General features: G+C 69.5%; 23 protein-coding genes. 16 read left to right on the top strand and 7 right to left on the bottom strand.

Translation table 11 applies throughout. From position 1 onward, the window contains the following. Positions 1–1,507, bottom strand: a 1,507-nt coding sequence (locus KUTG_RS10705) for a YibE/F family protein (protein WP_063753503.1), incomplete at its 3' end; no start/stop codon positions are given. A gap of 162 nt (positions 1,508–1,669) precedes the next feature. Between KUTG_RS10705 and KUTG_RS10700 the strand changes: the two genes are divergently transcribed. Further along, positions 1,670–3,574, top strand: a complete 1,905-nt coding sequence (locus KUTG_RS10700) for an intein-containing Rv2578c family radical SAM protein (protein ID WP_232240746.1) — start codon at positions 1,670–1,672, stop codon at positions 3,572–3,574. Positions 3,575–3,591: 17 nt separating this feature from the next. Here KUTG_RS10700 and KUTG_RS10695 read toward each other — a convergent pair whose 3' ends face one another. Next, positions 3,592–4,407 (bottom strand): SAM-dependent methyltransferase, encoded by an 816-nt coding sequence (locus KUTG_RS10695; protein WP_043716624.1) that lies wholly within the window; start codon positions 4,405–4,407, stop codon positions 3,592–3,594. Positions 4,408–4,626: 219 nt separating this feature from the next. On the opposite strand from KUTG_RS10695, the gene KUTG_RS10690 reads away from it, so the two are divergent. The 3 genes from KUTG_RS10690 (at position 4,627) to KUTG_RS10680 (ending at position 7,165) form a co-directional block, all read left to right on the top strand. Further along, positions 4,627–5,532 (top strand): helix-turn-helix domain-containing protein, encoded by a 906-nt coding sequence (locus KUTG_RS10690; protein WP_043716623.1) that lies wholly within the window; start codon positions 4,627–4,629, stop codon positions 5,530–5,532. Positions 5,533–5,789: 257 nt separating this feature from the next. Next, complete coding sequence (locus KUTG_RS10685; RefSeq protein WP_043728901.1) at positions 5,790–6,128, top strand: hypothetical protein; 339 nt, start codon at positions 5,790–5,792, stop codon at positions 6,126–6,128. 32 nt (positions 6,129–6,160) lie between these two features. Beyond that, positions 6,161–7,165: a lysylphosphatidylglycerol synthase transmembrane domain-containing protein gene (locus tag KUTG_RS10680; protein ID WP_043716622.1), complete on the top strand. Its 1,005-nt coding sequence runs from the start codon at positions 6,161–6,163 to the stop codon at positions 7,163–7,165. Positions 7,166–7,234: 69 nt separating this feature from the next. On the opposite strand, the gene KUTG_RS10675 is transcribed toward KUTG_RS10680, so the two are convergent. The 3 genes from KUTG_RS10675 to KUTG_RS10665 form a co-directional block, all read right to left on the bottom strand. After that, complete coding sequence (locus tag KUTG_RS10675; RefSeq protein ID WP_043716621.1) at positions 7,235–8,422, bottom strand: RNA polymerase sigma factor; 1,188 nt, start codon at positions 8,420–8,422, stop codon at positions 7,235–7,237. After that, positions 8,419–8,757, bottom strand: a complete 339-nt coding sequence (locus KUTG_RS10670) for a YciI family protein (RefSeq protein WP_043728898.1) — start codon at positions 8,755–8,757, stop codon at positions 8,419–8,421. Before KUTG_RS10670 ends, KUTG_RS10675 begins: the two co-directional genes overlap by 4 nt. A 76-nt stretch (positions 8,758–8,833) precedes the next feature. Beyond that, the gene (locus tag KUTG_RS10665; RefSeq protein WP_043716619.1) at positions 8,834–9,586 is read right to left on the bottom strand and encodes an MBL fold metallo-hydrolase; all 753 of its coding nucleotides are present in this window, start codon (positions 9,584–9,586) and stop codon (positions 8,834–8,836) included. A gap of 91 nt (positions 9,587–9,677) precedes the next feature. Between KUTG_RS10665 and KUTG_RS10660 the strand changes: the two genes are divergently transcribed. The 11 genes from KUTG_RS10660 to KUTG_RS10605 all read left to right on the top strand — a co-directional run bounded on the left by KUTG_RS10660 (position 9,678) and on the right by KUTG_RS10605 (position 23,064). Then, entirely contained in the window at positions 9,678–10,295 is a 618-nt protein-coding gene (locus KUTG_RS10660) for a TetR/AcrR family transcriptional regulator (protein ID WP_043716616.1), read from the top strand. Further along, entirely contained in the window at positions 10,292–11,083 is a 792-nt protein-coding gene (locus KUTG_RS10655) for a TIGR03084 family metal-binding protein (RefSeq protein ID WP_043716615.1), read from the top strand. Before KUTG_RS10660 ends, KUTG_RS10655 begins: the two co-directional genes overlap by 4 nt. Beyond that, positions 11,080–12,726, top strand: coding sequence for an acyclic terpene utilization AtuA family protein (locus KUTG_RS10650; protein ID WP_043716614.1), 1,647 nt, complete (start codon positions 11,080–11,082; stop codon positions 12,724–12,726). The genes KUTG_RS10655 and KUTG_RS10650 overlap by 4 nt, the downstream gene beginning before the upstream one ends. Beyond that, the gene (locus KUTG_RS10645) at positions 12,723–13,865 is read left to right on the top strand and encodes an acyl-CoA dehydrogenase family protein (protein WP_043716612.1); all 1,143 of its coding nucleotides are present in this window, start codon (positions 12,723–12,725) and stop codon (positions 13,863–13,865) included. Before KUTG_RS10650 ends, KUTG_RS10645 begins: the two co-directional genes overlap by 4 nt. Then, complete coding sequence (locus tag KUTG_RS10640) at positions 13,865–15,463, top strand: acyl-CoA carboxylase subunit beta (protein WP_043716611.1); 1,599 nt, start codon at positions 13,865–13,867, stop codon at positions 15,461–15,463. Before KUTG_RS10645 ends, KUTG_RS10640 begins: the two co-directional genes overlap by 1 nt. Positions 15,464–15,468: 5 nt before the next feature. Next, positions 15,469–17,379 (top strand): ATP-binding protein, encoded by a 1,911-nt coding sequence (locus KUTG_RS10635; protein ID WP_043728895.1) that lies wholly within the window; start codon positions 15,469–15,471, stop codon positions 17,377–17,379. Then, positions 17,376–18,533 (top strand): acyl-CoA dehydrogenase family protein, encoded by a 1,158-nt coding sequence (locus KUTG_RS10630; protein WP_043716609.1) that lies wholly within the window; start codon positions 17,376–17,378, stop codon positions 18,531–18,533. Before KUTG_RS10635 ends, KUTG_RS10630 begins: the two co-directional genes overlap by 4 nt. 178 nt (positions 18,534–18,711) lie before the next feature. Continuing rightward, on the top strand, positions 18,712–20,064 hold the full coding sequence (locus KUTG_RS55295; protein WP_063753502.1) for a DUF4365 domain-containing protein: 1,353 nt from the start codon (positions 18,712–18,714) through the stop codon (positions 20,062–20,064). Positions 20,065–20,220: 156 nt separating this feature from the next. Beyond that, positions 20,221–20,877 (top strand): alpha/beta hydrolase, encoded by a 657-nt coding sequence (locus tag KUTG_RS10615; RefSeq protein ID WP_063753501.1) that lies wholly within the window; start codon positions 20,221–20,223, stop codon positions 20,875–20,877. Between the two features lie 114 nt (positions 20,878–20,991). Then, entirely contained in the window at positions 20,992–21,558 is a 567-nt protein-coding gene (locus KUTG_RS10610) for an RNA polymerase sigma factor (RefSeq protein ID WP_052394304.1), read from the top strand. 447 nt (positions 21,559–22,005) lie between these two features. After that, complete coding sequence (locus tag KUTG_RS10605) at positions 22,006–23,064, top strand: glycoside hydrolase family protein (RefSeq protein WP_232240744.1); 1,059 nt, start codon at positions 22,006–22,008, stop codon at positions 23,062–23,064. Here the strand turns inward: KUTG_RS10605 and KUTG_RS10600 are convergent. Together KUTG_RS10600 and KUTG_RS53220 are read right to left on the bottom strand one after the other, a co-directional pair. Continuing rightward, on the bottom strand, positions 23,061–23,573 hold the full coding sequence (locus KUTG_RS10600) for a hypothetical protein (RefSeq protein ID WP_043716608.1): 513 nt from the start codon (positions 23,571–23,573) through the stop codon (positions 23,061–23,063). The two genes, KUTG_RS10605 and KUTG_RS10600, sit on opposite strands and share 4 nt — an antisense overlap. A 9-nt stretch (positions 23,574–23,582) precedes the next feature. Then, entirely contained in the window at positions 23,583–24,731 is a 1,149-nt protein-coding gene (locus KUTG_RS53220) for an HNH endonuclease signature motif containing protein (protein WP_052394302.1), read from the bottom strand. A gap of 411 nt (positions 24,732–25,142) precedes the next feature. Between KUTG_RS53220 and KUTG_RS10590 the strand changes: the two genes are divergently transcribed. After that, positions 25,143–26,375, top strand: a complete 1,233-nt coding sequence (locus tag KUTG_RS10590) for a styrene monooxygenase/indole monooxygenase family protein (protein ID WP_043716606.1) — start codon at positions 25,143–25,145, stop codon at positions 26,373–26,375. The last annotated feature ends 66 nt before the right edge of the window (positions 26,376–26,441 follow it).

Genomic DNA, 26,441 nt, shown 5'->3' with positions numbered 1-26,441 from the left:
CCTGCCCCGGCGGCGGCTGCCGGCGGTCCGGCGGGGGAGGGAGCTGCCCTCGGCGCGGCGCCACCTGCGTGTGCTGCTCGGGCGGCTGCCGGTGTGGTTGCTGCTCGGGCGGTTGCTGGCGGGGCGGTTGCGGCCGGCGCAGGGCTTGCGTCGGCTGGTGTTGCTCAGCCCCGGGCGGGTTCTGGACACGCGGGCGCACGCCCTCGAAGCGTTCGGTGGGCATGTCGTCCGGGTTGACACGCTTGCGCCGCACCGGCTGTTCCGGTTCCTCCGTCTTGGCCTTCGAGGGTTCCGGTTCCGGGACCTCGGGCTCGGCGACCGCTGGCTCGTCGACCGTCTCCTGCATGGCGATCTTCGCCGCCAAGAAGGTCGTGATCGGCACGGAGGCCACCAGACCGATGCTGCCGACCAGGGTACGCACGATCTCCTGGGCCACGGTCTCGGCGGTCAGCAGATCCGTGAGCCCGCGGCCGCTGGCCGCGTAGGCCAGCAGCAGCGGCAGGCCCGCGCCGGCGTAGGCCATCACCAGCGTGTTGACCGAGGACGACATGTGGTCGCGGCCGATGCGCAGCCCGGCGGCGTACAGGTCGCGCCAGCCGAGCTTGGGGTTGGCCCGCCGCAGCTCCCACACGGCGCTGGTCTGCGTGACCGTGACGTCGTCGAGCACACCGACGGAGCCGATGACGATGCCGGCCAGCAGCAGGCCTCGGGCGTCGATCCCGTGCCCCAGCACGGAGATCAGGTTGGCGGTGTCCTCGTCCAGGCCGGTCAGGTTCGCCACCACGGAGAACAGCCAGCCCAGCACGCCGATCAGGCCGAGGCTGACCAGGGTCCCGACCACGGCGGTGGATGTTCGCGCCGACAGGCCGTGCGTCAGGTACAGCACGATGAACATGATCACCGCGGCGCCGACCACGCCGACCGACAACGGGTCCTTTCCGGCGGCCATCGCCGGCAGTACAAAAAGGACGATGACCACGAAGGTGAGAACCAGCGCGCCCAACGCCTTCAGACCCTGCATCCGCCCCAGGATCAACACCGCCGCCGCGAACAGCACACCCAGCAGCGCCAACGGGAAACCGCGCTGGAAGTCCTGGAGCTGGTAGGAGCCGGGATCGTTGGGGTCGCCGCCGTTGTAGCCGAGCACGACCTTGTCGCCGACGGTGAAGCGCGGCGTCGACGGCTCGATCGGCATCGGCTCGGTGATGTTCTGCCGGTTGTCCAGCTGCACCGTGACGGCCTCGCACTGCTTGGCCCCGCCGCCGTTTCCGGCGCCGCCACCGCAGTCGCTGGCCACCACCTTCGTGACGACGCCCTGCTCGGTGACCATCGCCCCGCCCGCGGGCGTGCTCGTTGTGTGTCCGCTCCACGGGAACAGCAGCGCCACACCGACGACCGTCAGCGCGACCAACGGCAGCAGCAGGCCGATGACCAGCCTGCGCACCTTGGCCGACGCCGGGGCCGCCGGCTCGTGGCCGTGAGACCCGTGCCCGTGCCCGTGGCTCATCCCCACATCCTGACTGGTCCCCGTGCGGGGCCCGACTCGGGTGCGGTCTTTCATGTCGGGGCAGACTCCCGAACCACCTGTTCGGTTGCTCCGGACGCCGATCCGGTTGACGTTCGATCGAACATGTGTTCGACTGCTGGGGTGCGATGGGACGAGCAACGGGTGGACCGCGACGAACCTGCCCTGCTGGGCCTGTCCGGGTTGATCAGGTCGGTGCGCTCGCCGGAGTTCGCCGGCGTGGTCTTCCATGAGGTGCGGGCCAAGAGCGTGCTGAACAAGGTGCCCGGCGGATCGCCCATGCCGTTCGGCTGGACCGTCAACCCCTATCGCGGCTGCACCCACGCCTGCGTCTACTGCCTGGACGGGGAAACCCCGATCCTGCTGGCTGACGGCAGCACAAAAACGTTGGCACGGCTGGAAGTCGGCGATGACATCGTCGGCACCCAGGCCGTCGGCGCGCAGCGGCGCTACGTGCGCACGAAGGTGTTGGCGCACTGGCGGACCACCAAGCGCGCCTACCGGATCACCCTGCACGACGGCACGGAGATCGTGGCCAGCGGGGACCACCGCTTCCTCGCCGCCGACGGCTGGCGGCACGTCACGGGCTCCATGCGTCCACATCTGACGGTCGGCGCCCGCCTTGTCGGCACGGGGATGTTCTCCTTACCGCCGGAGGAAACCGAGAGCTACCAACGGGGTTACCTCTGCGGCATGGTCCAGGGCGGTGGCACGCAAGGCTTCCGGGTCGCGCTGGCCGGCGCCGAGGGCATCGACCGCACCGAGCGCTACCTGTCCGAGCTCGGCACCTCGGCCGTGCCGGAGGAATTGCCGCTCGCTCCCGGCCTCGACTGGCACAAGGGTCTGCTGGCCGGCATCTTCGACGCCCGGGGCAGCGTTCGCGACGGCGTGACCCGGATCTTCACCCGCGACGCCCGGCTGCTGGACGCGATCTGCCTGGCGTTGAAGGAACTCGACTTCTCCCACCAGGTCAGCGAGGACCGGCGGGCCGTGGTGCTGACCGCGGATCTGGGGGAGCGGCTGCGGTTCCGGCAGACCGTCGGCCCGGCGATGGCCGACCGCCTCGCCGTCGACGGCGAGCTCGCCCCGGCCGCGGACCTGATCGTCACGAACATCGAACGCCTGGAGACCCGGCAGCTCTACGACATCACCACCGGCACCGGCGACTTCATCGCCGACGGCGTCGTCAGCCACAACTGCTTCGCCCGCAACACCCACACGTATCTCGATCTGGACTCGGGCCACGACTTCGACAGCCAGGTCGTGGTCAAGGTCAACGCCGCGGAACTGTTGCGGGCCAAGCTCTCCTCGCCGCGCTGGACCCGTGAGCACGTCGCCATGGGCACCAACACCGACCCGTACCAGCGGGCCGAGGGCCGCTACCGGTTGATGCCCGGCATCATCCGGGCGCTGGCCGACACCGGCACCCCGTTCTCGATCCTCACCAAGGGCACCACGCTGTCCCGGGACATCCCGCTGCTGGCCGAGGCGGCCAAGCGGGTGCCGGTCGGGCTGGGCGTGTCGATCGCCTTGCTGGACAAGGAGATCCACCGCACGCTGGAGCCCGGCACGCCCACCCCGCAGGCCCGGCTGGAGCTGGTCCGCCGGATCACCGACGCCGGGCTGCCGTGCGGCGTGTTCATCGCGCCCGTGCTGCCCGGGCTCACCGATTCGGAGCAGCAGCTGGACGATCTGCTCGGCGCGATCGCCGAGGCCGGGGCCACCGGCGTGAGCACGCTGGCCCTGCATCTGAGGCCGGGTGCGAAAGAATGGTTTGCGCAGTGGCTGAAACGGGAACACCCGTCATTGGTCCCTGGCTACCGCCAGCTCTACGGCAACGAGAGTTACGCGGACCGTCGTTACCGGAACCGGCTCGCGGCCCGGGTGGAACCGTTGGTGCGCAAGCACGGCCTCGCGGCGAAGGTCATGAGGAACGAGCCGTCCGGCGTGCCCGGCGACCAGGACGCGACCTGGCCGGCCGGGGCGCTGCCGGTCGACGCGGTGGCCCCTGTCCACCGCGTCGACCAGGAGCAGTTGACCCTGTTGTGACTACGAACCTGTTGTGACTAGGGCTTGCGGCCGATGCCGCCGACGATGCAGTACTGCACCGGGTCCATCGGCTTGATCTGCGGGCCGTCCGGCCACCAGCGCACGCACTCCACCACGCCCGGCTCCACCATCTCCAGGCCCGGGAACATGCCCTCGATCTGGGCCCGGGTGCGGAACACGCCGCTGCCCATCGGGCTGTGCACGAACATGTCCTCCATGCGGCGGGCCAGTTCGTTGTACTCCTCGGTCTGCGGGTCGTAGAAGTGGCTCAGCCCCACGTACGAGCCCGACGGCAGCGCGTCGACGTAGGTCTGCATGATCTCCTGCGCCCGGTCGCCGGTGTAGTGGTGCATGGTGCCCATGTGGAACAGGGCCAGCGGCTCGTTGAAGTCGATGTGCTTGCGCACCACCTCGTCCTGCAGCACCTGCTCCGGCTCGAAGATGTCGGCCGCGCTGAAGTGGGTCTGCTCGTTCTCCTCCAGCAGCGCGCGGCCGTGCGCGATCACCACCGGGTCGTTGTCCACGTAGACGACCTTGGAGTCGGGGTTGAGCCGCTGCGCCACCTGGTGGGTGTTCTCCGCCGTGGGCAGGCCCGACCCGCAGTCCAGGTACTGGGTGATGTTGGTCTGGCTGGCGATGAACCGGGTCGCGCGGATCAGGAAGTTCCGGTTGTCGATGGCCAGCAGCGCCGCCTCCGGGGCGACCGACTTCACCCGCCGGAACACCTCCCGGTCGACCTCGTAGTTGTCCTTCCCGTTCAGGAAGGCGTCGTAGACGCGGGCAATGCTGGCCTTGGTCGTGTCGATGTGAACTGGTGCTTTGGGAGTGGGCATCTCCGCCTCGCAGACCGTCAGGGTGGTTCCGACAACCGAGCGAGTAAGCCTATTGGTGCGCCACCACTGCGGTAAACGGCGGTGCGCTGTCGGGCTCGGCCCGCCTCGGTGTACGTTGAGTAGTCGGGTTCGCCGGCAAAAGGCCCTGATGGAAGCACCTGGAGCGGGGCCGGGCAGCCGGGGCGACCCGGGTTTCGAGGGCGTGAGGGAGGAGCCGGAATGGGCGCGATTGACCCCACCAATTCATCCGAAAGTGGTAATGGCCGCTCGGTTGAACACGGTGCAGGGCCGACCGCGCGGCGGATCGTGCTCGGCTCGCAGCTGCGTCGGCTGCGCGAGGCGGCGGAGATCACCCGGGCCGACGCCGGCTACGCCATCCGCGGCTCCGAGTCCAAGATCAGCCGTCTTGAGCTCGGGCGCGTCAGCTTCAAGGAGCGCGACGTCGCCGATCTGCTCTCGCTGTACGGGGTGGACGATCCCGGCGAGCGCGAGGTCTTCCTCGACATGGTCAAGCGGTCCAACGAGCCCGGCTGGTGGCACCGCTTCACCGACCTGATGCCCGACTGGTTCCAGGACTACGTCGGCCTGGAGGAGTCCGCGGCCCGCATCCAGACCTACGAGTCCCAGTTCGTGCCTGGGCTGCTGCAGACCGAGGACTACGCGCGGGCCATCGCCACCCGCGGCCGGCCCGAGTCGGCCAGCGACGTCGTCGAGCGCCGCGTGCGGCTGCGCATGAAGCGGCAGGAGCTGCTGACCAGATCCAACGCGCCTCGGCTGTGGGCCGTGCTCGACGAGTCGGTGCTGCACCGGCCGATCGGCGGCAAGGAGGTGATGCGGGCCCAGCTCAAGCGGCTGATCGAGTTCACCAAGCGGCCCAACATCACCATTCAGGTGGTTCCGTTCGATCTGAGCGGGTACGCGGCCGAGGGATCGTTCACAATGCTGCGGTTCGCCGAGCCCGAGCTGCCCAACCTGGTCTACATCGAGCACCTGACCGGCGCCCTGTACCTGGACAAGCGGCAGGAGATCGAGCAGTACAGCCGGGTCGTCGACCGGCTCATGGTCGACGCCGAGACGCCTGAGCGCAGCCGGCGTTCCCTGGGCGAAGTCATGGACGCGCTTTAGCCCTCCCGCGGAAGATCACCCCACCGGCCCAACTTCGGTGTCGCGCAGATGCACGTGCATGTGGTCGTGCTAGTGTGACGCAGCGCTCAGATGCACGTGCAGCTGCAAGCCCGAACGTAGGTCTGGAGGCTGGGGAGCATGGCCGACGTACACGCCGCGCGCCCCATGGGGGCCGCTGTTCGGTGCACGAGCGTGTTCAGCTGCTACCCGGCTGGCCCGACCGTCGCCGCGGCCGCCCCCGGAGAATGGCGAATTCGATGACTCCCACCACTGAGGCTCCGAGCTCAACCGACCTGCGCCTGGCCGAGCTGGTCACCCGCGGGTTCCGCTTCATGCACCCCCGCAATCCCGACGGCCATGTCGTCGCCGTCATCGGTGTGCGGGCCCACCACAACGTCATCGACGTCGTGTGGCTGCGCGGCGAGGACGACGTCGTCGCCACCCGCATGCCCGGCGACGAGACGAACTTCCTCACCCCCACCCGCATCACCTGGCGCTCCGCCGGCCCCGCCGGCGAGGTCCTGGCCGAACTCCTCAGCCTCCCCGACGACCGCACCCCCGGCACGGTCCTGCTGCGCCACGCCGTCGCTTCCTGAGCGGTCCGGTCCGGCCCGACTACCATCGCCGGATGCCCGCGGTGCGCCGGATCAAGATCATCGCCACCGGTCTCGCGCTCGTCCTGCTCGCCGTTGAACTCTGGTACGGGGCTCCCAGCCTGGCCTCGGCGCTCGCCCACCTCCGGACGCCGAACTGGTCATTGCTCGGCCTCGCGGTGCTCGCCGATCTGGGCTCGATGAGCCTGTTCGCCCGCATGCAACGCCGCCTGCTGCGCGCTGCCGGGACGCTGGTGCCGATCCAGCGCGCGGTCGCCCTCGCCTATGCCGCCCACTCCCTGAGCGTCACCCTGCCGGGTGGTCCTGTCTTCTCCACCGCGTTCAACTTCTCCCAGATGCGGCGATTCGGGGCGACGTCGGCGGTGGCGTCCTGGGCGGTCGCGGTCAGTGGCCTGCTGTCCACCGGAACCCTGATTCTCATCGGCGCGGTCGGCGGGGTGCTGACCCGCGGCGGCCACGGCTGGCTCGCGCTGGCCGGCGACGTGGTCGTGGCGATCGGCCTCGCCGTCTGCCTGCGCACGTTCGTGCAGCACCCGAACTGGCTGCTTTGGTTGTGCGGCAAGGTGTTGACCGGTTTCGCCCGGGTCACCGGGCGGTCCGCGGAGCGAGGCACGCGCCTGGTCAGCGGCGCCGTCGAGCAACTGTCGGTGATCCGGATGTCCACCCGGGACCTGCGGGTGGCGATGGGCTTCGCCGCCGGGAACTGGCTGCTGGACGCCGTGTGCTTCGGCCTGTGCTGCCTCGCCGCCGGCGCGCAGGGCCTGTCGGTCGCGCAGATCTTCGTGGCGTACACGGCCGGTATGGCCGCGGCCAGCGTGCCGCTGGTGCCCGGTGGCCTCGGCGTTGTGGACGGGGCGCTGACGCTGGGTCTGGTGGCCGGCGGCACGCCGATCGACGACGCCGTCGCCGGGGTGATCCTGTACCGGCTGATCAGCCTGGTGCTGGTGATCGGCGTCGGCTGGGTGCTGTGGGCCCTGCTCCGCCGACCGCGCGAAGCGCTGTCCGAGATCGCCGAGTGAGCGATCCGGTGTTGTCAGGGGTGCCTGGGGTTCGGGTCCGATGGACAACGACGACGTGGCCGAGCTGCGTCAGGCGCTCAGCTCCTGAAGCCGGAGGGTCAGGAAGGCCCGCTCCGTCGTGTTCTCCGTGAGGCCGATGGCCCGGCGGTAGGCATCGGCCGCCTCGTGCCCGCGGTTCAGGCGCCGCAGCAGGTCCGCCCGCACGAGGTGGAACACGTGGTACGACGGCAGTTCCAGGTCGTCGACGAGGTCCAAAGCCGTCGCGGGCCCGGACACCTCGGCGACCGCCACCGCCCGGTGCAGCGCGACAACGGGCGTGGGCGTGAAGTGCAGGAGCTGGTCGTACAGCTGGACGATCTGGCCCCAGTCGGTCGGGGGATCGCTGTGCACGGCGTTGATCGCGGCCTGGATCTGGTACGGGCCGGGCCGCCGCCAGCGCAGGCACCGGCGCACGATGGCCTGCCCCTCGGCGACGAGCCGGGCGTCCCATCGGTTGCGATCCTGGTCGGCCAGCAGCACGAGGTCGCCGGACGGCGTGGTGCGGGCGTCGCGGCGGGAGTGCACGAGCAGCATCAGCGCCAGCAGACCCCACGCCTCGGGCTCGTCGGGCATCAGCTCGGTCAGCACCCGGGCCAGCCGGATCGCCTCCGCGCACAGGTCGTCCCGGACGAGCTCCGCGCCCGAGCTCGCGGTGTGTCCCTCGGTGAAGATCAGGTACAGCACCGCGAGCACGGCCCGCAGCCGGTCGGGGAGGTCGGCGTCGCGCGGCACCCGATAGGGGATGCCGGCGTCGCGGATCTTCGCCTTCGCGCGGACGATCCGTTGCGCCATGGTCTTTTCCGGCACCAGGAACGCCCGCGCGATGGCCGGCGTGGCCAGACCGCCCAGCAGCCGCAGGGTCAGCGCCACCCGCGTGGACGGGGCCAGCGCCGGGTGGCAGCAGGTGAAGATCAGCCGCAGCCGCTCGTCCCGCACCGGCCCCTCCTCCACGAAGTCGTTGGCGTGCAACAGCGCCGCTTGGGCGTGACGGTCCTGCCGGGACGACTCCCGGCGCAGCCGGTCGATCGCCGCGTGCCGGGCCGTCGTGATGATCCAGCCCGCCGGGCTCGGCGGCGTGCCGGTCTCCGGCCACTTCCGTACCGCCGTCGCGAAGGCCTCCTGCACGGCCTCCTCCGCCACGTCGATGTCGCCGAACACCCGGACCAGGACCGCGACCGCCCGCCCGTACTCCGCCGCGAACACGCCCTCGACGCTCACTGGAACGGTCGGACCTCGATCGGCAACGTCGTCGCCGCGGCCAGCTTGCGTCCCCACTCCAGCGCCGCGTCCAGGTCCGCCGCCCGCACGATGGTGAAGCCGCCCAGGTGTTCCTTGCCCTCCACGTACGGGCCGTCGGTCATGCCGACGTCGCCGTCGGTCACCCGCACCACGGTCGCGGTGTCCGGCGGGAACAGCCCACCGTCGAACACCCACGCCTCGGCCGCCCGCATCTCCTCCTTCAGGGCCGCCACGGTCGTCATGATCGGCCCCAGCACCTCGGGGCCGGGGGTCGGGCCATCCGGCTGGTACACGCTGAGCAGGTAGTTCTTCATGGTGAGCGCCTCCTTGAGGTGGATTCTCACCCTCTACACGAACGGACGGCGCCCCGATCGACACCGGCCGCGAAAATCACGCCTGCTGGGCCTGCGCGAGGTTCGCCTGATGGGGGCGGGCGAGCCAGTCCTGGTCAAGGCGCGGATCGACGGGGTCGGTGCCCTGCCGCAGGGCGTCGAGGTAGGTGCAGTCGGCGGCGAAGCGGGCGGCCACCTCGGGACCTGTGGCGACGGTGCCGTGGCCGGGGATCAGGACGTCGACCTGCTGGGCGGCCTGGCCGAGGAGTTCGAGGGAGGCGGTGTAGGCGGCCAGCTGACCGGTGCGGCGCGGGTCGAACAGCGGGATCAGGACGTCGGAGAGCATGTCGCCGGCGATGAGGACGCCACGGTCGGCCAGCAGGATCGCGGCGTGGCCGATGGCGTGGGCGCCGTGCTCGATGATCTCGCCCGGTATGGGTCCGCCGTCGGCCGGCAGCGGGGTGAGCAGGGCGACCAGGTCGAGCGGGACGCCGACCGTGCTCTCGGTGGCCATGGCCTGCGCCCGTTCGCGGGCCTGGGCGGCCAGCTGGGCGTTGGCGGCGGTGGCGTAGCGCGGAACGTCGCCGAAGCGGGAATGCCAGAGCAGGTGGTCCCAGTGCGGATGGGTGGAGAACCCGGCGACCACGGGCAGTCCCAGCCCGTCGATGTCGTCGGCGAGCTGGTCGAGGTCGGCGCCGGAGATGCCGGGGTCGACCAGGATCACTCCGTCGTCCCCGCGCACCACGGTGGCGTTGCTCTGCACCCACTCGCTCTGCCGCACCCAGACGCCGTCGGCCACCTCGCTCAGCATTGCTGCACTCTGCCAGGCGGCCGGGGCCGAGGCGAGCCGTCACTAACAATCAGTCTTGACTGTTTGTTAGTTGGGGGCCACACTCGCAGCCATGGCACCGGAGCTGACGCGGCAGCGGCAGGCCGACCGGAGCAGGGAGACCAGGCGCAAGCTGATGGAGGCGACGGTCGACTGCCTGGTGGAGCACGGCTGGTCGGGCACGACGACGACGCAGGTGGCGGAGCGGGCGGGCGTCTCAAGGGGAGCGCAGCTGCACCACTTCCGCACACGCAACGAGTTGGTGACGGCAGCGGTGGAGTACGTGGGCCATGAGAGCGCGGAACAGCTGCTGCGGGAGTCGGAGCGCGTGACGGCGGCACCGGACCGCACCCGCGCGGTCGTGGAGCTGGTGGTGGACTTCTTCGCCAGCCCGATGTTCACGGCGGCGCTGGAGCTGTGGGTGGCGGCGAGGACGGACCCGGAGCTGAAGCCGGTGGTGGTGGAGCTGGAAGCCCGCCTCGGACGGCAGTGCCACCGGCTGACGGTGGAGCTGCTGGGGGCCGACGAGAAGCGGCCTGGGGTCCGCGAGACGGTCCAGGCGACGTTGGACCTGGCCCGCGGCCTGGCGCTGGCCAACCAGCTGACGGACGATTCGCGCCGCCGGGCCAGGATCGTCCGGCAGTGGGCGTCGATGCTCGATGACGTGGTGAACACACAGGAGCAGTCATGACGGACATCTCCGCCCTGTTGGCGGATCTGGTGGCGGAGAGCGCGAGCGTCGACACGCTGGTGGCCGACCTGCCCAAGGACGCCTGGGCGACGCCGACGCCGGCGCCGGGCTGGACGATCGCGCACCAGGTGGCGCACCTGGCCTGGACGGACCGGCAGGCGGCGATGGCGGCCACCGACGAAGAGGCCTTCGCCGACTCGCTGAAGCAGGCAACGGCCAACCCGACCAATTACGTCGACCGGGCGACCGAGGCGTGGTCGCAACAGGATCCGGCGGAGCTGCTCGACGAGTGGCGGCAGGGCCGGAAAGACCTGGCGCAAGCGCTTGCCGGTGTCCCGAGTGGACAGAAGCTACCGTGGTTCGGGCCGCCGATGGCGCCGGCGTCGATGGCCACCGCGCGGATCATGGAGACCTGGGCCCACGGCCAGGACATCGCCGACACGCTCAAGGTCCGCCGCGAGCCCACGGGCCGTCTGCGGCACGTGGCGCACATCGGCGTGCGAGCCATGGGATTCGCTTTCCAGGTCAACGGCCTGCCCAAGCCGGCCGAGCCGGTCCGTGTCGAGCTGACCGGGCCGGACGGCGAGTTCTGGACCTGGAACGACGAGGACGCCGACAACCGGATCACCGCGCCGGCACTGGACTTCTGCTTCCTCGTCACGCAGCGACGGCACCTCGATGACCTCGACGTCACGGCGGTCGGCCCGGTGGCCGAGCAGTTCCTCCGCGTGGCGCAAGCGTTTGCCGGCCTGCCGGGCGCCGGTCGGAAGCCGGGGGAGTTCGTGTGACCTACCGCATTGGGAATGCCTCGGGCTTCTACGGGGACCGCTTCGACGCGGTCCGCGAGATGCTCGAAGGCGGCCCGCTGGACGTGCTCACCGGCGACTACTTGGCCGAGCTGACCATGCTGATCCTGGGCCGGGACCTGATGAAGGACCCGAGCAAGGGCTACGCCAAGACCTTCCTGCGCCAACTCGAAGGCTCGCTGGGCACGGCCGTCGACCGGGACGTGAAGATCGTCGCCAATGCCGGCGGCCTGAACCCGGCCGGCCTGGCGACGGCGATCCGCGAGCTGGCCGACCGCCTCGGCATCACGGTGTCGGTGGCGCACGTCGAAGGCGACGACGTGCGGTCGAAGTTCGACGGATTCCTCACGGCCAACGCCTACCTGGGCTGCTGGGGCATTGTCGAGGCGTTGAACGCGGGCGCCGACATCGTCGTCACGGGCCGGGTGACGGACGCTTCGCTGATCGTCGGCCCGGCGGCGGCGCACTACGGCTGGGCCCGCGACGACTGGGACGCCCTGGCCGGGGCCACGGTCGCCGGCCACGTGATCGAGTGCGGCGCCCAGGCCACCGGCGGCAACTTCGCCTTCTTCACGGAGATCCCGGACCTGCTGCACGCCGGCTTCCCGATCGCCGAGATCGCCGCCGACGGCTCGTCGGTGATCACCAAACACGCCGGCACCGGCGGCGCGGTCACCACGGAAACCGTGACGGCCCAGCTGCTCTACGAGATCGGCGGCCCGAACTACCTCGGCCCGGACGTGGTCAGCCGGTTCGACACCATCACCCTGACCCAGGACGGCCCCGACCGCGTGGGCATCACCGGCGTCAAGGGCACCCCGCCGCCGCCGGACGCCAAGGTGTGCCTGAACAAGCTCGGCGGCTTCCGCAACTCCATTACGTTCGTCCTGTGTGGACTGGACGTCGAGGCCAAGGCGGACCTGGTGCAGCGCCAGCTGACCGAGCGCATCGGCGCGGACGGCATGACGTGGAGCCTCGGCACCGTCGCGCACGACGACCCGCCGACCGAGGAATCCGCGAGCGCGCTGCTCCACGTGACGATCAAGGACGCTGACGGTAAGCGATCGGGACGAGCGTTCTCGCAGGCCGCGGTCGAGCTGGCGCTGGCCTCCTACCCGGGCTTCCACGTCACCGCGCCGCCCGGAGACGCCACGCCGTTCGGGGTGTTCTCGGCGGCCTTCCTTCCGCAGCAAGCGATTGCCCACACAGTCGTGTTGCCCGACGGGCGGCGTGTCGAGGTGACACCGCCGGTCACGACCGCAACCGTCGAGCCAGCAGTCAGCGTCGATCCGGACGGCGAACCCGTTGCGACGGCACGGTTCCGCATCGGCGAACGGTTCGGGGCCCGCTCCGGCGACAAGGGCGGCGACGCCAACCTCGGCGTCTGGGCCCGCACCGACGAGGACTACGCCTGGCTGGCCCGGACCCTGAGTTCCGCGCGGCTCAAGGAGCTGCTGCCGGAGCTCAAGGACCTGAGCGTGCAGCGGTATCCGCTGCCCAATCTGCGGGCGGTCAACTTCGTGGTCCGCGGCCTGCTCGGCGAGGGCGTCGCGGCCAGCACCCGGTTCGACCCCCAGGCAAAGGCGCTGGGGGAGTGGCTCCGATCGGTCGAGGTGAGTGTGTGAGTCCCTGGGAGACTCCGGAACGACGGCAGTTGCGCGACACCGTGCGCGCGTTCGTCGAGCGCGAGGTGCGGTCCGACATGGACCAGTGGGAGCGCGACGGCGAGTTGCCGAGGTCGTTGCACCGCAAGGCCGCCGAGGTCGGTCTGCTCGGTGTCGGCTTCGACGAGAAGATCGGCGGCAGCGGCGGCGACCTGCTCGACACGGTGGTGGTGACCGAGGAGCTGATCCAGGCCGGCGGCTCGTCCGGCCTGATCGCCGGGCTGCTCACGCACGGCATCGCCATCCCGCACATCGTCGCGGCCGGCGATCCCGACCACGTGGAGCGCTTCGTCCGGCCGGCGCTGGCCGGCGAGAAGATCGGCTCGCTGGCCGTCACCGAGCCCGACGGTGGTTCGGATGTCGCCTCGCTGCGCACCAGGGCGGTCCGCGACGGCGACCACTACATCGTCAACGGCAGCAAGATGTTCATCACCTCCGGCACCCGCGCCAACTTCGTCACCACCGCGGTGCGCACCGGCGAGCCGGGCTACCAGGGCGTGAGCCTGCTGGTGATCGAACGCGGCACGCCCGGCTTCACCGCCAGTCGCAAGCTGGAGAAGATGGGCTGGCACTGCTCCGACACCGCCGAACTGTCCTTTTCGGACGCCCGGGTGCCGGCGGCCAACCTGGTCGGGCCGGAGAACGGCGGCTTTCCGCAGCTGATGCAGCAGTTCCAGGTGGAGCGGCTGTCGCTGGCCGTGCAGGCCTACGCCACCGCGCAGCGTGCCCTCGACCTGACCGTGGACTACGTCCGCAACCGCGTCACCTTCGACCGGCCGCTGATCAGCCGCCAGGTGGTGCGGCACAAGCTGGTCGAGATGACCCAGCGCACGGCGCTGGCCCGCACATACACCCGCGAGGTCGCGGTCAAGGTGGCGGCCGGCGAGGAGGTCATCGCCGAGGTGTCGATGGCCAAGAACGCCAGCACCGACGCCTGCGACTTCGTCGTGAACGAGGCCGTGCAGCTGCACGGCGGCGCGGGCTACCTGCGGGAGTCCGAAGTGGAACGACACTACCGGGACGCGCGCATCCTCAGCATCGGCGGCGGTGCCCGCGAGGTGATGGCCGAGCTGGCCGCGCGCAGGATGGGATTCGCCTGATGACCGCGTGGAAGTCCACTGTGGACGCGAACAGCGTCGAGCACAAGGAGAACCGCGAGGCGCTGCTGGACAAGCTGGCCGCGCTGGACGCCGAGCACGCCAAGGCGCTGGCCGGCGGCGGCCCGAAGTACGTGGAGCGGCACCGCAAGCGCGGCAAGCTGCTGGCCCGCGAGCGCATCGAGCTGGTGGTCGACCAGGACGCGCCGTTCCTGGAGTTCTCCGCGCTGGCCGCGTGGGGCAGCGACTACCAGGTCGGGGCCAGCGTGGTCACCGGCATCGGCGTGGTCGAGGGCGTCGAGTGCCTGATCGTGGCCAACGACCCGACCGTGCGCGGCGGCGCGAGCAACCCGTGGACGCTGCGCAAGACGTTGCGGGCCAACGACATCGCCGTGGCCAACCGGCTGCCGGTGATCAGCCTGGTCGAGTCCGGCGGCGCCGACCTGCCCAGCCAGGCCGAGATCTTCATCCCCGGCGGCCAGATGTTCCGCGACCTGACTCGGCTGTCGGCCGCCGGCATTCCCACCGTCACGGCGGTGTTCGGCAACGCCACCGCCGGCGGCGCTTACGTGCCGGGCATGTCCGACTTCGTGATCATGATCAAGGAGCGCTCCAAGGTCTTCCTCGGCGGCCCGCCGCTGGTCAAGATGGCCACCGGCGAGGAGGCCGAGGACGAGGCGCTGGGCGGCGCGGACATGCACGGCCGCGTCTCGGGGCTCGCGGATTACGTTGCCACGGACGAGGTCGACGCGATCCGCAACATCCGCCGCGTGGTCGCCCGGCTGAACTGGCGCAAGCGTGGGCCGGAGCCTCGGGCGAATGTGCTCGAACCCCGTTACGACGCCGAGGAACTGCTCGGGCTGGTGCCGACCGACCTGCGGATTCCCTTCGACCCCAGGGAAGTCATCGCCCGTATCGTCGACGACTCCGACTTCGACGAGTTCAAGCCGCGCTACGGCGACAGCCTGGTCACCGGCTGGGCCACCCTGCACGGCTATCCGATCGGCATCCTGGCCAACGCCCGCGGCGTGCTGTTCAGCGAGGAGGCGCAGAAGGCGACGCAGTTCATCCAGCTCGCCAACCGCGCCGACACACCCCTGCTGTTCCTGCAGAACACCACCGGCTACATGGTCGGCGCCTCCTACGAGCAGGCCGGCATCATCAAGCACGGCTCGATGATGATCAACGCCGTGTCCAACTCCAAGGTGCCGCACCTGACCGTCGTGATGGGCGCGTCCTACGGTGCCGGCAACTACGGCATGTGCGGGCGGGCCTACGCGCCGCGCTTCCTGTTCACCTGGCCCAACGCCAAGTCCGCGGTGATGGGGCCGGCGCAGCTGGCCGGTGTGCTGTCCATCGTGGCGCGGCAGGCCGCCGCCGCGAAGGGCCAGCCGTACAACGACGAGCACGACGCCGCCATGCGGCAGATGGTCGAGGGGCAGATCGAGTCGCAGTCGCTGGCCGCGTTCCTGTCGGGCCGGCTCTACGACGACGGCGTGATCGACCCGCGCGACACCCGAACCGTGCTGGGCCTGTGCCTGTCCGCGGTGTACAGCAACGACGTGAAGGGCGCCGAGGGCTTCGGCGTCTTCCGGATGTGAGGGCCATGATCTCCCGACTGCTGGTGGCCAACCGGGGCGAGATTGCCCGCCGGGTCTTCCGGTCCTGCCGACTGGCCGGCATCTCGCCGGTCGCCGTGTTCTCCGACCCGGACGCCGACGCCCCGTTCGTCGCCGAGGCCGACCACGCCGTGCGGCTGCCCGGCGCCGCGCCGTCCGAGACGTACCTCCGAGTCGACGCCCTGATCGCCGCGGCCAAGGCGACCGGGGCCGACGCCGTGCACCCCGGTTACGGCTTCCTGTCCGAGAACGCCGGCTTCGCCCGGGCGGTGCTGGACGCGGGGCTGACCTGGGTCGGCCCGTCGCCGGAGTCCATCGAGGCCATGGGTTCCAAGGTGGCGGCGAAGAAGCGTGTCGCCGCCGACGGCGTGCCCGTGCTGGCCGAGCTCGACCCGGAGACGGTGACCGAGGACGACCTGCCGGTGCTGATCAAGGCGTCGGCCGGCGGCGGCGGGCGCGGCATGCGGATCGTGCGCGAATTGTCCACGCTGCGTGAGGAAGTCGCCGCAGCGCGTCGCGAGGCCGAGTCCGCGTTCGGCGACGGCACGGTGTTCTGCGAGCCGCTGCTGGAGGGCGCGCGGCACGTCGAGGTGCAGATCCTCGCCGACTCGCACGGCACGGTGTGGGCGTTGGGGGAGCGAGAATGCTCCATTCAGCGGCGGCACCAGAAGATCGTCGAGGAGACCCCGTCACCGGCGGTGACACCGGAAATCCGGACGAAGCTGTTCGACGCCGCGGTCGCCGCCGCCCGTTCGATCAGCTACGTCGGGGCCGGCACGGTGGAGTTCCTGCTGTCCGCCAAGGGGAGCATCCACTTCCTTGAGGTCAACACCCGGCTCCAGGTGGAGCACCCGGTGACCGAGTGCGTGTACGGTATCGACCTGGTTCGCTGGCAACTGGCCATCGCTGAGGGTGCCCAGTTGCCGGCGGACCGCCCAGAGCCCCGCGGCCACGCCATCGAGGTCCGGCTCTACGCCGAGGACCCCTCCCTGGACTGGCGTCCGCAGAGCGGTGTGCTGCACCGGTTCGCGCTGTCCGATGTGGACGCGGAGTTCGCCGTGCCTCGGGAGTTCGGTCTCCGGCTGGACAGCGGCGTCGAAGACGGGTCGGTCGTCGGCGTGCACTACGACCCGATGCTGGCCAAGGTCATCGCCTGGGGCCCGGACCGGGCCGCCGCCGCCCGTCGGCTGTCGGCCGCGCTGGCGTCGGCGAAGATCCACGGCGTGCTGACCAACCGTGACCTGCTGGTGAACGTGTTGCGCAGCAAGGAGTTCCTGGCCGGCGACACCGACACCGGCTTCCTGGACCGGGTCGGCCTCGACGTGCTGGCCAAGCCGCTGGTGTCCGATGTGGACCGCAGCGCCCTCGTTGCGGCCATCGCCCTGGCCCATGAGCGCAAGACTCGCTTCCCCCTGGGGTGGCGGAACATCCCGTCCCAGCCGCAGCGGACCGCGTTCGAGCAGGCCGAGGTCACGTATCGCTTCGACCGCAACGGAAAGCTCGTCGAACCGGCCGGCATCGAGCTGGTCAGGGCCTCGGCCGACGAGGTCGTCCTCGATGCCGACGGTGTGCGGCAGCGCTACGAGGTCGCCCGCCACGGCGACACCGTGTACGTCGGCCCGGTGGCGTTGACGCTGGTCCCGCGCTTCCCGGACCCGACCGACAAGGTCGCCGATGGCGCCACCGTGGCCCCGATGCCCGGCACCGTGGTCCGGGTGTCGGTCGAGCCCGGCGCCGTGGTCGAGGCCGGCGCGGAGCTGCTGGTGCTGGAGGCGATGAAGATGGAGCACCGGGTCGTGGCCGCCGCCGGCGGCACCGTGGCCGAGGTGCTTGTGCAGGCAGGTCAGCAAGTCGAGGCGGGCGCCGTGCTCGCTGTGGTGGAGGGTGAGCAGGCATGAGCTTTGTCGAGAGCGAGGAGCGGCAGGCGCTGCGCAAGGCCGTCTTCGAGTTCGGGTCCCAATACGGCTCCGAGTACTTCACGGCCAAGGCGCGGGCCGGCGAGAAGACCACCGAGCTGTGGTCCGAGGCCGGCAAGCTCGGCTATCTCGGCGTCGCCGTGCCCGAGGAGTTCGGCGGCGGTGGCGGCGGCATCGGCGATCTCGCCGCCGTGTGCGAGGAACTGGCCGCCGCCGGCAGCCCGCTGCTGATGATGGTCGTGTCGCCGGCCATCTGCGCCACCATCATCGCCCGCTTCGGCACCGCCGAGCAGAAGCAGCGGTGGCTGCCCGGCTTCGCCGAGGGCACCACCAAGATGGCCTTCGCGATCACCGAGCCCGACGCCGGCTCCAACTCGCACAAGCTGTCCACCGCCATCCGCCGCGAGGGCGACGAGTGGGTGCTCAACGGCCGCAAGACCTACATCTCCGGCGTCGACGAGGCCGACGCCGTGCTCGTCGTCGCCCGGCACGTGGACTCCAAGGGCCAGCGCCTGCTGCCGTCCCTCATGATCGTGCCGACCGACGCCCCCGGCTTCGAGTGGCAGCCCATCGAGATGGACATCGTCTCGCCGGAGAAGCAGTTCACCCTGTTCTTCGACGAGGTCCGCCTGCCCGCCGACGCCCTGGTCGGCGCGCCCGACGCCGGCATCGGGCAGCTGTTCGCCGGCCTCAACCCCGAGCGCATCATGGCCGCCTCGTTCTCCACCGGCCTGGCCCGCAACGCCCTGGGCCGCGCGACCGAGTACGTCAAGACGCGCAAGGTGTGGGACACCCCCATCGGCGCCCACCAGGGCCTTGCCCACCCGCTGGCCCAGTGCGCCATCCAGGTCGAGCTCGCCCGCCTGATGACCCAGAAGGCCGCCGCGCTCTACGACGCCGGCGACGACAAGGGCGCCGGCGAGGCCGCGAACATGGCCAAGTACTCCGCCGCCGAGGCCGCCACCGCCACCGTCGACCAGGCCATCCAGTCCCACGGCGGCAACGGCCTGGCCACCGAGTACGGCCTCGGCGCCCTGCTCGGGGCGTCCCGGCTGGGCCGCATCGCCCCGGTCAGCCGGGAGATGATCCTCAACTACGTCTCCCAGCACACCCTGGGCCTGCCCAAGTCGTACTAGCCGCTTCGAGCCGCCCCCGAATCAATCCAACCGGATCAACCTGGGAATGCCGGCCGTCAGCGATCGACCAAGATCGCTCCGGTCGGCATTGTCAGGCCCGGGGTCTAGGCTCGATTCGGGGGCTGCTCAGTCCGAGATCGCCCTGACCGCAGCATGATCGGGGGATCCGTTGCCGAAAGTGCCCGACGCCCGCAGAACCGGCCGCGCGGCGGTCAACGCGCTGCGAGCGCTGCTGGAGCGGCACAACCACATCGTCCAGGAAGTCGACGGCCAGAACGACTTCGGTGAGGACCTGCACGTCACCTTCACAGAGAACGGCATGGTCACCGGCGACGTAGTCAAGATCCAGGTCAAGGGCGGCCGCTCATGGCGCCGCGCCGACGGATTTGGCGTGCCGGTCGGCGACCACGGCGAGAACTGGGCCGACGGCAACATCCCGGTGCTCTGCGTCGTGCACGACCCGGACGCCGACGGGCTGTACTGGGCCAACGCCACCAAGCAACTGCGGTCGGCCCGACGCAACCGCAAGGTGCTCAAGACGATCAACGTCGTCCATCAGGTAGACGACGACTCCATGGCGGACTTCGTCGCTCAGGTCAGGGCCTATCTCCACAGCTATCGGGGCATCCACGGCCCGTTGGGAGAGATGGCGGGCGTCGAGTTTGGCCCGACGGACGTCGTCCAGCACCACGTGAACATCCACGGCGAAGACATGATCTTCTGGCAGCGCCGGGGCGAGGGCTTCGCGACGCTGCTCCACAGCGATCTTGACTGGTACCCGGAGCACTTCGGCCCCGAGCACTTCTTTCCCGATGGTCGACCGGGCCTGCTGCGCGGCATGGCCGTAGTGTTGGACACGATTCTGGAAAAGCCTGAGGCGCAGTGGTTGGCGGCATGCTTGGACGCGGCTCGGTGGGCCGACAGGCGCGCCGACGAGCCGCCGCTGCGCACGAACCTCGACGCGCGTGACAACTACGTGGCCAGGCGCGTCGAGCACCACCTCCGTATGGAGCCCGACTCGCTGACCCGGTCGATCAAGAAGCTCCACGGCGAAGCCGAGACCGACCACGAACTGGCAGCCATGGCCACAGAGTTGGAGTCGGATGCCGAGGTCTGTGCCGAAGCACGGTCGAAGCCGTGGCGCGAGATGTCAGAGAAGGCGCGCCGGCTCGTCACGTTTTATGTGGTTAAAGAGCTTAAGGTGAGCGTACCGGCGTTGCCGATCGACGAGCAGTTCCGGATCGAGTGGCGATGCCCTAGGCCGGCCGAGGAGTACAGCTTCGATGCACGAGTAGGACGACCGAGCTTTCGCAAGTCGCCGCACCGGGAGTTCGTGTCGCCCTATGAGCTCCGGCCGGGCGACCGGATCTACTGGCTGAGCCGGTATGGGAATGAACGTGGTCGGACCGTGCGAGCCGTCTGGGATTCCGAGGACACGCCGGGAGCGGTCTGCGTGCAGTTTGATCGGCTATGGCTGGGGGACACCTTCTGGCCCGAGGAGAGATTCGTACGGAAGGCGTCGACCGGCTGATCCACTCCCCCGCCAGCCCGGCCGGGCGATGCACCCTTTCCACCTGCCCGGCCGGCCGATCCACCCTCTCCACCTGCCCGTTCGCCCACCCTGGGAATGGAATCGCCAACCCTCGCGGTTGTGTACGACAAAGGTCGTACAAAGGGAGGGTGGGCCATGGGCACGACGGCGCAGCTGGGCACGGGTTGGCGGCTGGGCGAGCTGGCCGCACGGCCGGGGACGCCTTCCCGGGAGCGTCTGCCGGCGGGTCGGCACGAGTTCGGGGACGGGGTGCTCCAGGTGCCGGCGGGGCTGGCCGATGGGCCGGTGCCGCTGGTGGTGCTGTTGCACGGGGCTGGTTCGACCCCTGAGCGGGTGCTGACCGTGATGAAGGACCGGCCGGCGCTGGTGTACGCGCCGAAGTCCGGCGCCAGAACGTGGGATGCGATCCACGGGAACTTCGGGCCGGACGTGGAGGCGCTGGACCGCAGCCTGGTCGAGCTGTTCGAGCACTTCGAGGTGGGCCGGGCGACGATCGCCGGCTTCTCGGACGGGGCTTCGTACGCGCTGTCGTTGGGGCTGGTGAACGGCACCCTGTTCGAGGACGTGGTGGCGTTCTCGCCGGGCTTCGTCGTGCCCGGTGCTCGGGCCGGCAGGCCCGAGGTGTTCGTGTCGCACGGTCGCCAGGATGGCGTGCTGCCGATCGAGGGCACCAGCCGTCGCATCGTGCCCGCGCTGCGCATCGTGGGCTACCGCGTCGACTACCGTGAGTTCACGGGCGGGCACGAGGTGCCGCCGAGCGTGGCCGACGCCGCCTTCCGGCGAATCGTCTGAGTCGAAAAACCGTTATCCGCTGGTGAATCGGCCAGTGGAATTGAACACGTGGAGCGCTCCCGGGCGTAGGTGCGAGCATGCGGAGGAATCCGCCTCGCGTCCGGGAGTGATGTTGTGAGCGACGACTGGGACCTGGTCATCGCGGCGCGCAAGGGCCGCGATGACGCCCTCGACGAGCTGGTGGCGGCCTACCTGCCGCTGGTCTACAACATTGTGGGCCGGGCCATGGCCGGGCACCCGGACATGGACGACGCCGTCCAGGACACCATGCTCGCCGCCCTGGACGGCCTGCACAGCCTGCCGGACCCGGCGGACTTCCGCTCGTGGCTGGTGGTCATCGCCGTGCGCGAGGTCCGCAAGCGCCGCCGCGCCGGCGAGGGTTTCCCGCCCGTGCCGCCCGACGACGTGGCCGATCCGGGCGCGGATTTCGTCGACCTGACCATCGACCGCCTGCACTTGGCCGACCAGCGCAAGGATCTGGTCGAGGCGACGCGGTGGTTGGAGGACGACGAGCGCGAGCTGCTGTCGCTGTGGTGGCTGGAGGCCGCCGGCCGGTTGACTCGGGCGGAGGTGGCGGCGGGCTTGGGTCTGACGCCTCAGCACACGGCCGTGCGGTGCAGCGGATGCGCGAAGCTGGACGCCGCCCGGCTGGTGGTTTTGACACAAGGCCACATATCCTGATATACTTTGCGATGGGCCTAAACCGTTCTCAGTTACACACCTCCCAGACGGGCCGCTCAACACCGTAGTCTACCGAGTCGACTACAAGTTGACGATTTGGTGCCGTGTGAGATTTGACTTCATCGAAATACCTCGGACACATACGCGATTTTCGACAATCATGCAACGCCAGAGGCCGCACAGACACGTTGGGCTCTTCGACTGATACCACAGCGGACTACAGAGTTAGTGGATCTGTTAGTGTCAGTAGCAGGACATGAGGACCGTCATCGGCACTTCTAGAACAGAATTCACCTCATCATGACAAATGGTATCCTGATGCTCAATTTTTACCTCACCTCGCTAGATTGTCCGCACTTGCCACTGTGGCGCAAGCGAATCGCCCGTCACGTTCGTGATTGCGTCCGCTGCCGTCGTGACGACCTGATGCCTGCCGAGCGTCTCTTGTTGGGTATCCCTCTGGTGCCGATCCCGGCCGACTTCGGTGCCGTCCCCACCTCGGCGCCGTCTGTGCCGCCCAAGCGCTGGTGGCAGCACGCCGCCACGAAGCCCTTGGTCGCCGCTGCCGCCGCCATCGCCGTCGTCGCTGCCGTCCTCGTCCCGAAGTACGCGGCGCCCCAGCCGATCGCCGTCGCCGCCCCGATCACCACCACGGCTGTCGCGACCACGACGGCCCCGACCGCGACCAGCGCATCGCCGCCGCCGACCTCGACCACCACGTCGACCAAGCCGGCGTTGAGCAGCCGCGCGGTGCCGCAGCAGCAGTCCCCGGCGCAGAAGTCGGCCCGCAAGGGCGTCAGCACGTGGGCGTTCGGTGCCGCCACGGCCTCGCTCAAGGATGTCGGCGCGAGTTGGTTCTACGACTGGGATTCCAACCACAACACCATTGCCGCCCCAGCCGGCGTCGAGTTCGTGCCGATGATCTGGGGCACCAAGTCGGTCACCGCCGACACCTTGGCTCAGGTCAAGAAGCAGGGTTCCCAGTTGCTCGGCTTCAACGAGCCTGACATGGCTCAGCAGTCCAACATGACCCCCGCCCAGGCCCTGGACCTTTGGCCTCAGCTTCAGGCCACCGGCTTGCGTTTGGGCAGTCCCGCTGTCGCTTTCGGCGGTGACCGGGCCGGCGGTTGGCTTGACCAGTTCATGTCCGGCGCCGCTTCTCGTGGCTACCGCGTCGATTTCATTCCTTTGCACTGGTACGGCTCCGATTTCAGCGCCGCCGCCGTCAGCCAGCTCCGGGGCTATCTCCAGGCCGTGTACGCCCGCTACCACAAGCCCATCTGGCTCACCGAGTTCGCTTTGATCAACTTCTCCGGCTCGCCCAAGTTCCCCACCCAGGCCCAGCAGTCGGCTTTTGTCACCAATGCCGCCGCGATGCTGGATTCGTTGCCTTTCTTGGAGCGCTATTCGTGGTTCGCCCTGCCGTCCGAGGGCGAGGACACGGGCCTGTACCGGTCGTCCGGGCAGCCCACCGACGTCGGTCTCGCCTACCGGGCCGCCTCTTAGCCGATCGCGTCCGCGATGACCCTTTCGAACTCCGGGTACCGTTCTCGGGCCAGGGCAATAACTTCGGCCGCCGTCTTCCGTGCCTCCGCCGCCCACCGCTCCGCGATCGCCGTTAGCTCCGCGTTGGGTTTCGACGCCCGTTCCGGCTCTTCCACCGCTTCGTACGGCCCCGATCCGTCGGCCAGCAGCCAGAGGAAGTCGCCCAGGTCGCTGGCGATCACCCCGTGCTCGCCTTCGGATCCCACGAACACCACCGGCTGCTCGCTCACCGCCGCGCCCTCCTTGGCCCGCCAGATGATCGCGTAGCCCCCGCTGCCGTCTTGCCCGATCACCAGGAAGTCTTTGGGATCCAGCCGATCCGTGCCTGTCCAGAGCGGCAGCCAGTGCGCCGTCTCTTCGTCCGGCCGGAACTCCCCGTACGGCTCGAAGTCGACGTCTTCGTCGCCGTCGTAGGGAAAGTCCACCCGCGCGACTTCCGCCAGCGCCGCCGGGAACGCTTCGTTGCTCACCGCCGCATCCTATCCTCGTGCAACGTCCAACCCATCGGAGAACACCGGCCGATGGTCCACCATCGTCACCGTCCACCGACTGTGGTGGATCAACCTATGGTGCGCCCCGCACAGCAGCACCATGTTGTCCAGGCTGGTCGGCCCTCCGTCAGCCCACTCGACCACGTGGTGGGCGTGACACCGCGCCGGTTCCGTGTGACACCCGGGGAACGCGCAGCTGCCGTCCCGCTCGATCAGGGCCTTGCGGATCCCCTTCGGGGCTGTGCGCTGCTGGCGGCCCACATTCAGGATCTCTTTGCCGGCTCCGAGCACCAGGCGCATCACCGTGCTGTCACAGGCGATCCGCCGGGCCTCCGCCGCGCTCATCACGCCACCACCCTCGACCTTCGCCACACCCGTGTTGTCCATGAAATCCTGGAACGACATGGACAACGTCAGATGGGGCCGCTCGCCGCCCTGCTCCGGCAGGCCCTCACTACGGGAGGCCAGCTCGATGATCTCCGCGAACGCGTCGCCCTGCCGCTCGGCGGTGGTGCGGGGGTCTGTGCTGGAGGTGGGCTTGGCCAGCGCACTGAGCATCGCTGCGATCTTCGCACCGTACTCCTGGTCGAGCCTTCCCCAGAACACCATGCTGCCGTCCAGCTTGCGTTCGAAGCGGAACTCCCGCTTCGGCTCCCGCAACTCCCGATCATCCGGCGCCTTGCCGTCCTGGTCGAGGTGAAACAGGATCCGCTGCGCGATGTTCTTGAACTCACCCTCGTCGAACGGGACGTTCTCCAACAGTGATGCCTCAACCCGGTTCCGCTCGACCGCCGGCGCTATCCGCAGCGTCTCGTGGATGATCTTCAGGTGCTGCCGGTCCAACGCCCCAGCGCGGCCTGCTTCGCGGATCGCCTCGCTGTGGAACAGTTCCGCGTACCGAAGCCGCTCACGCGCTTCCCTGATCGTGAGCCGCCAGTGGAGCACCATCGACGACACGATCGAGGTCCGGTCCTCCTTCGACCGGCACGACCGGTCCCAGACTTCCCACACCCGCTCCAGCTGCTGGATGTAGAGCGCCCGATACAGGGCTTCGGCTTCCTTGCCCGCTTGCCACAGCTCCAGTTCGCCGTGCTGCCACCCTTCGGTGTCGGCAGGGAATTCAGGATTCGCTGACATACCCCCATTCTACTCCCGATATGTGATCGACTTCCGTTACACGCCAACCTATACACGATCGTGGCGGCTCAAATCGCCCTGGTCGGAAAGCGCTTTCCAGCCTCCCTTTCAACGCTTCCCTCTCCATGATCGAACCCCTACCCTTCGGCCCGTCCCAAGCCATCAGTAAACGCGCGCACCCGCCCATCCGAAGCCGCGCAACGCAACCCACTCACCCACCCACCTGGCGCCCCCTCCACTCCAGCACCGCATGCCGAAGAGAGCCCGACTGTGTTGTGCCGGCGGAGTCCGCCCGACCTCAACGCTGCCCCAAAGTGCAGCCCCTCACCCCAAACGACCCGAAAAGGCGCTTCGCCGGCCGACGTTTCCGCCTACGCTGGCCGGCATACTGGGGCGCGAAGGGGGTTTGGCGTGCGGCACGTCGTGATCGTGGGGGCTGGGCAGGCGGGTTCGCTGTTGGCGTTGGGGCTGCTGGCCGAGGGTTACCGGGTGACCATGGTGTCGGAGCGGACGGCGGAGGAGATCGAAACCGGCCGGATCCTCTCCAACCAGTGTGTTTTCGAGCCGGCGCTAAGGCACGAGCGCGCCCTGGGCCTCAACCACTGGGACGACGTAGTGCCACCCGTGGTAGGCATCGCCTTCGACGCGGGTATGCCTGGTGCGCAGGATCCGTTCATCTCGTGGGTGTCGCCGTTGGACGAGCCGGCGCAGTCGGTGGATCAGCGGCTGAAGATGTCGTTCTGGCTGAACGAGTTCGTGGCCCGCGGTGGCGAACTCCGCACGCACAAGGCGACGCCGGAGGATCTCGCCGACTACACCCGAGAAGCGGACCTGGTGCTCGTGGCCGCCGGGAGAGGCCCCCAGTTCGACGGAATCTTCCCCCGTGACGACAATCGTTCCCCGTACACCGAGCCCCAGCGCGGGATCAGCCTGCACCTCGTGAAGCACAAGACCGACTTCTACCAAGGCGTGACGTTCGGGCTGGTGCCCGGCGTGGGCGAGTTCTTCGTGCTGCCGGTGCTCACGGCCGACGGCCCGAGGATGGGCCTGTACTTCTCGGCGATCCCGGGCGGCCCGATGGACGTCTTCACGGGCGTGACCGACCACAACCAGCATCTCGAACTGTGCCAGGAGCAGCTGCGAAGGTTCTTCCCCTGGTCGACCGCCGCGGCCGAAGGGGCGGAGTCCGGTGGCCCGCTGGAGTTCCTGACCGGCCGGATCGCGCCGGTGGTGCGGCACGGCGTCGGCAGGCTGCCCACCGGTGAGCACGTGCTGGCCATGGGCGACACGGCGATCACCAACGACCCGATCGCCGGCCAGGGCGCCAACAACGCGGTGCACTGCGCCCGCATCTACCAGCAGCTGATCCTCGCGCACGGGGATCGCCCCTTCGATGCCGACTTCATGCAGAACTGCTTCGACCGGTACTGGGACTACGCCCAGCACTCGACGCGGTTCAACAACGACCTGCTCGCGCCGCCGCCCGTGCACATCCTGGAGACCCTCCAGGCCGCGCAGGAGCATCCGGAGGTGGCGCACCGCTTCGCGCACCTGTTCAACGATCCCACGGACTACGTGCCCTGGCTGGGCGACGAGGAGACGGCCCGGACCTACCTCCGCGAGGTCGCGGCGCGGGTCGCCTAGCGCCGCGAGCACAACAGAAGCCGACGGCGATGCGCACCGACGTGACAACTCCTCGAAACCACGGAT

The sequence above is a fragment of the Kutzneria sp. 744 genome (genome assembly GCF_000568255.1).
Classification (GTDB): Bacteria; Actinomycetota; Actinomycetes; order Mycobacteriales; family Pseudonocardiaceae; genus Kutzneria.
This window is presented reverse-complemented; position numbering and strand designations above follow the sequence as displayed.

Bases quoted from the DNA above. Each gene is read 5' to 3' on its own strand.
- KUTG_RS10695 (WP_043716624.1), bottom strand. From the start codon at position 4,407: ATGCCCACTCCCAAAGCACCAGTTCACATCGACACGACCAAGGCCAGC.
- KUTG_RS10690 (WP_043716623.1), top strand. From the start codon at position 4,627: ATGGGCGCGATTGACCCCACCAATTCATCCGAAAGTGGTAATGGCCGC.
- KUTG_RS10685 (WP_043728901.1), top strand. From the start codon at position 5,790: ATGACTCCCACCACTGAGGCTCCGAGCTCAACCGACCTGCGCCTGGCC.
- KUTG_RS10680 (WP_043716622.1), top strand. From the start codon at position 6,161: ATGCCCGCGGTGCGCCGGATCAAGATCATCGCCACCGGTCTCGCGCTC.
- KUTG_RS10670 (WP_043728898.1), bottom strand. From the start codon at position 8,757: ATGAAGAACTACCTGCTCAGCGTGTACCAGCCGGATGGCCCGACCCCC.
- KUTG_RS10665 (WP_043716619.1), bottom strand. From the start codon at position 9,586: ATGCTGAGCGAGGTGGCCGACGGCGTCTGGGTGCGGCAGAGCGAGTGG.
- KUTG_RS10660 (WP_043716616.1), top strand. From the start codon at position 9,678: ATGGCACCGGAGCTGACGCGGCAGCGGCAGGCCGACCGGAGCAGGGAG.
- KUTG_RS10655 (WP_043716615.1), top strand. From the start codon at position 10,292: ATGACGGACATCTCCGCCCTGTTGGCGGATCTGGTGGCGGAGAGCGCG.
- KUTG_RS10640 (WP_043716611.1), top strand. From the start codon at position 13,865: ATGACCGCGTGGAAGTCCACTGTGGACGCGAACAGCGTCGAGCACAAG.
- KUTG_RS10635 (WP_043728895.1), top strand. From the start codon at position 15,469: ATGATCTCCCGACTGCTGGTGGCCAACCGGGGCGAGATTGCCCGCCGG.
- KUTG_RS10630 (WP_043716609.1), top strand. From the start codon at position 17,376: ATGAGCTTTGTCGAGAGCGAGGAGCGGCAGGCGCTGCGCAAGGCCGTC.
- KUTG_RS10615 (WP_063753501.1), top strand. From the start codon at position 20,221: ATGGGCACGACGGCGCAGCTGGGCACGGGTTGGCGGCTGGGCGAGCTG.
- KUTG_RS53220 (WP_052394302.1), bottom strand. From the start codon at position 24,731: ATGTCAGCGAATCCTGAATTCCCTGCCGACACCGAAGGGTGGCAGCAC.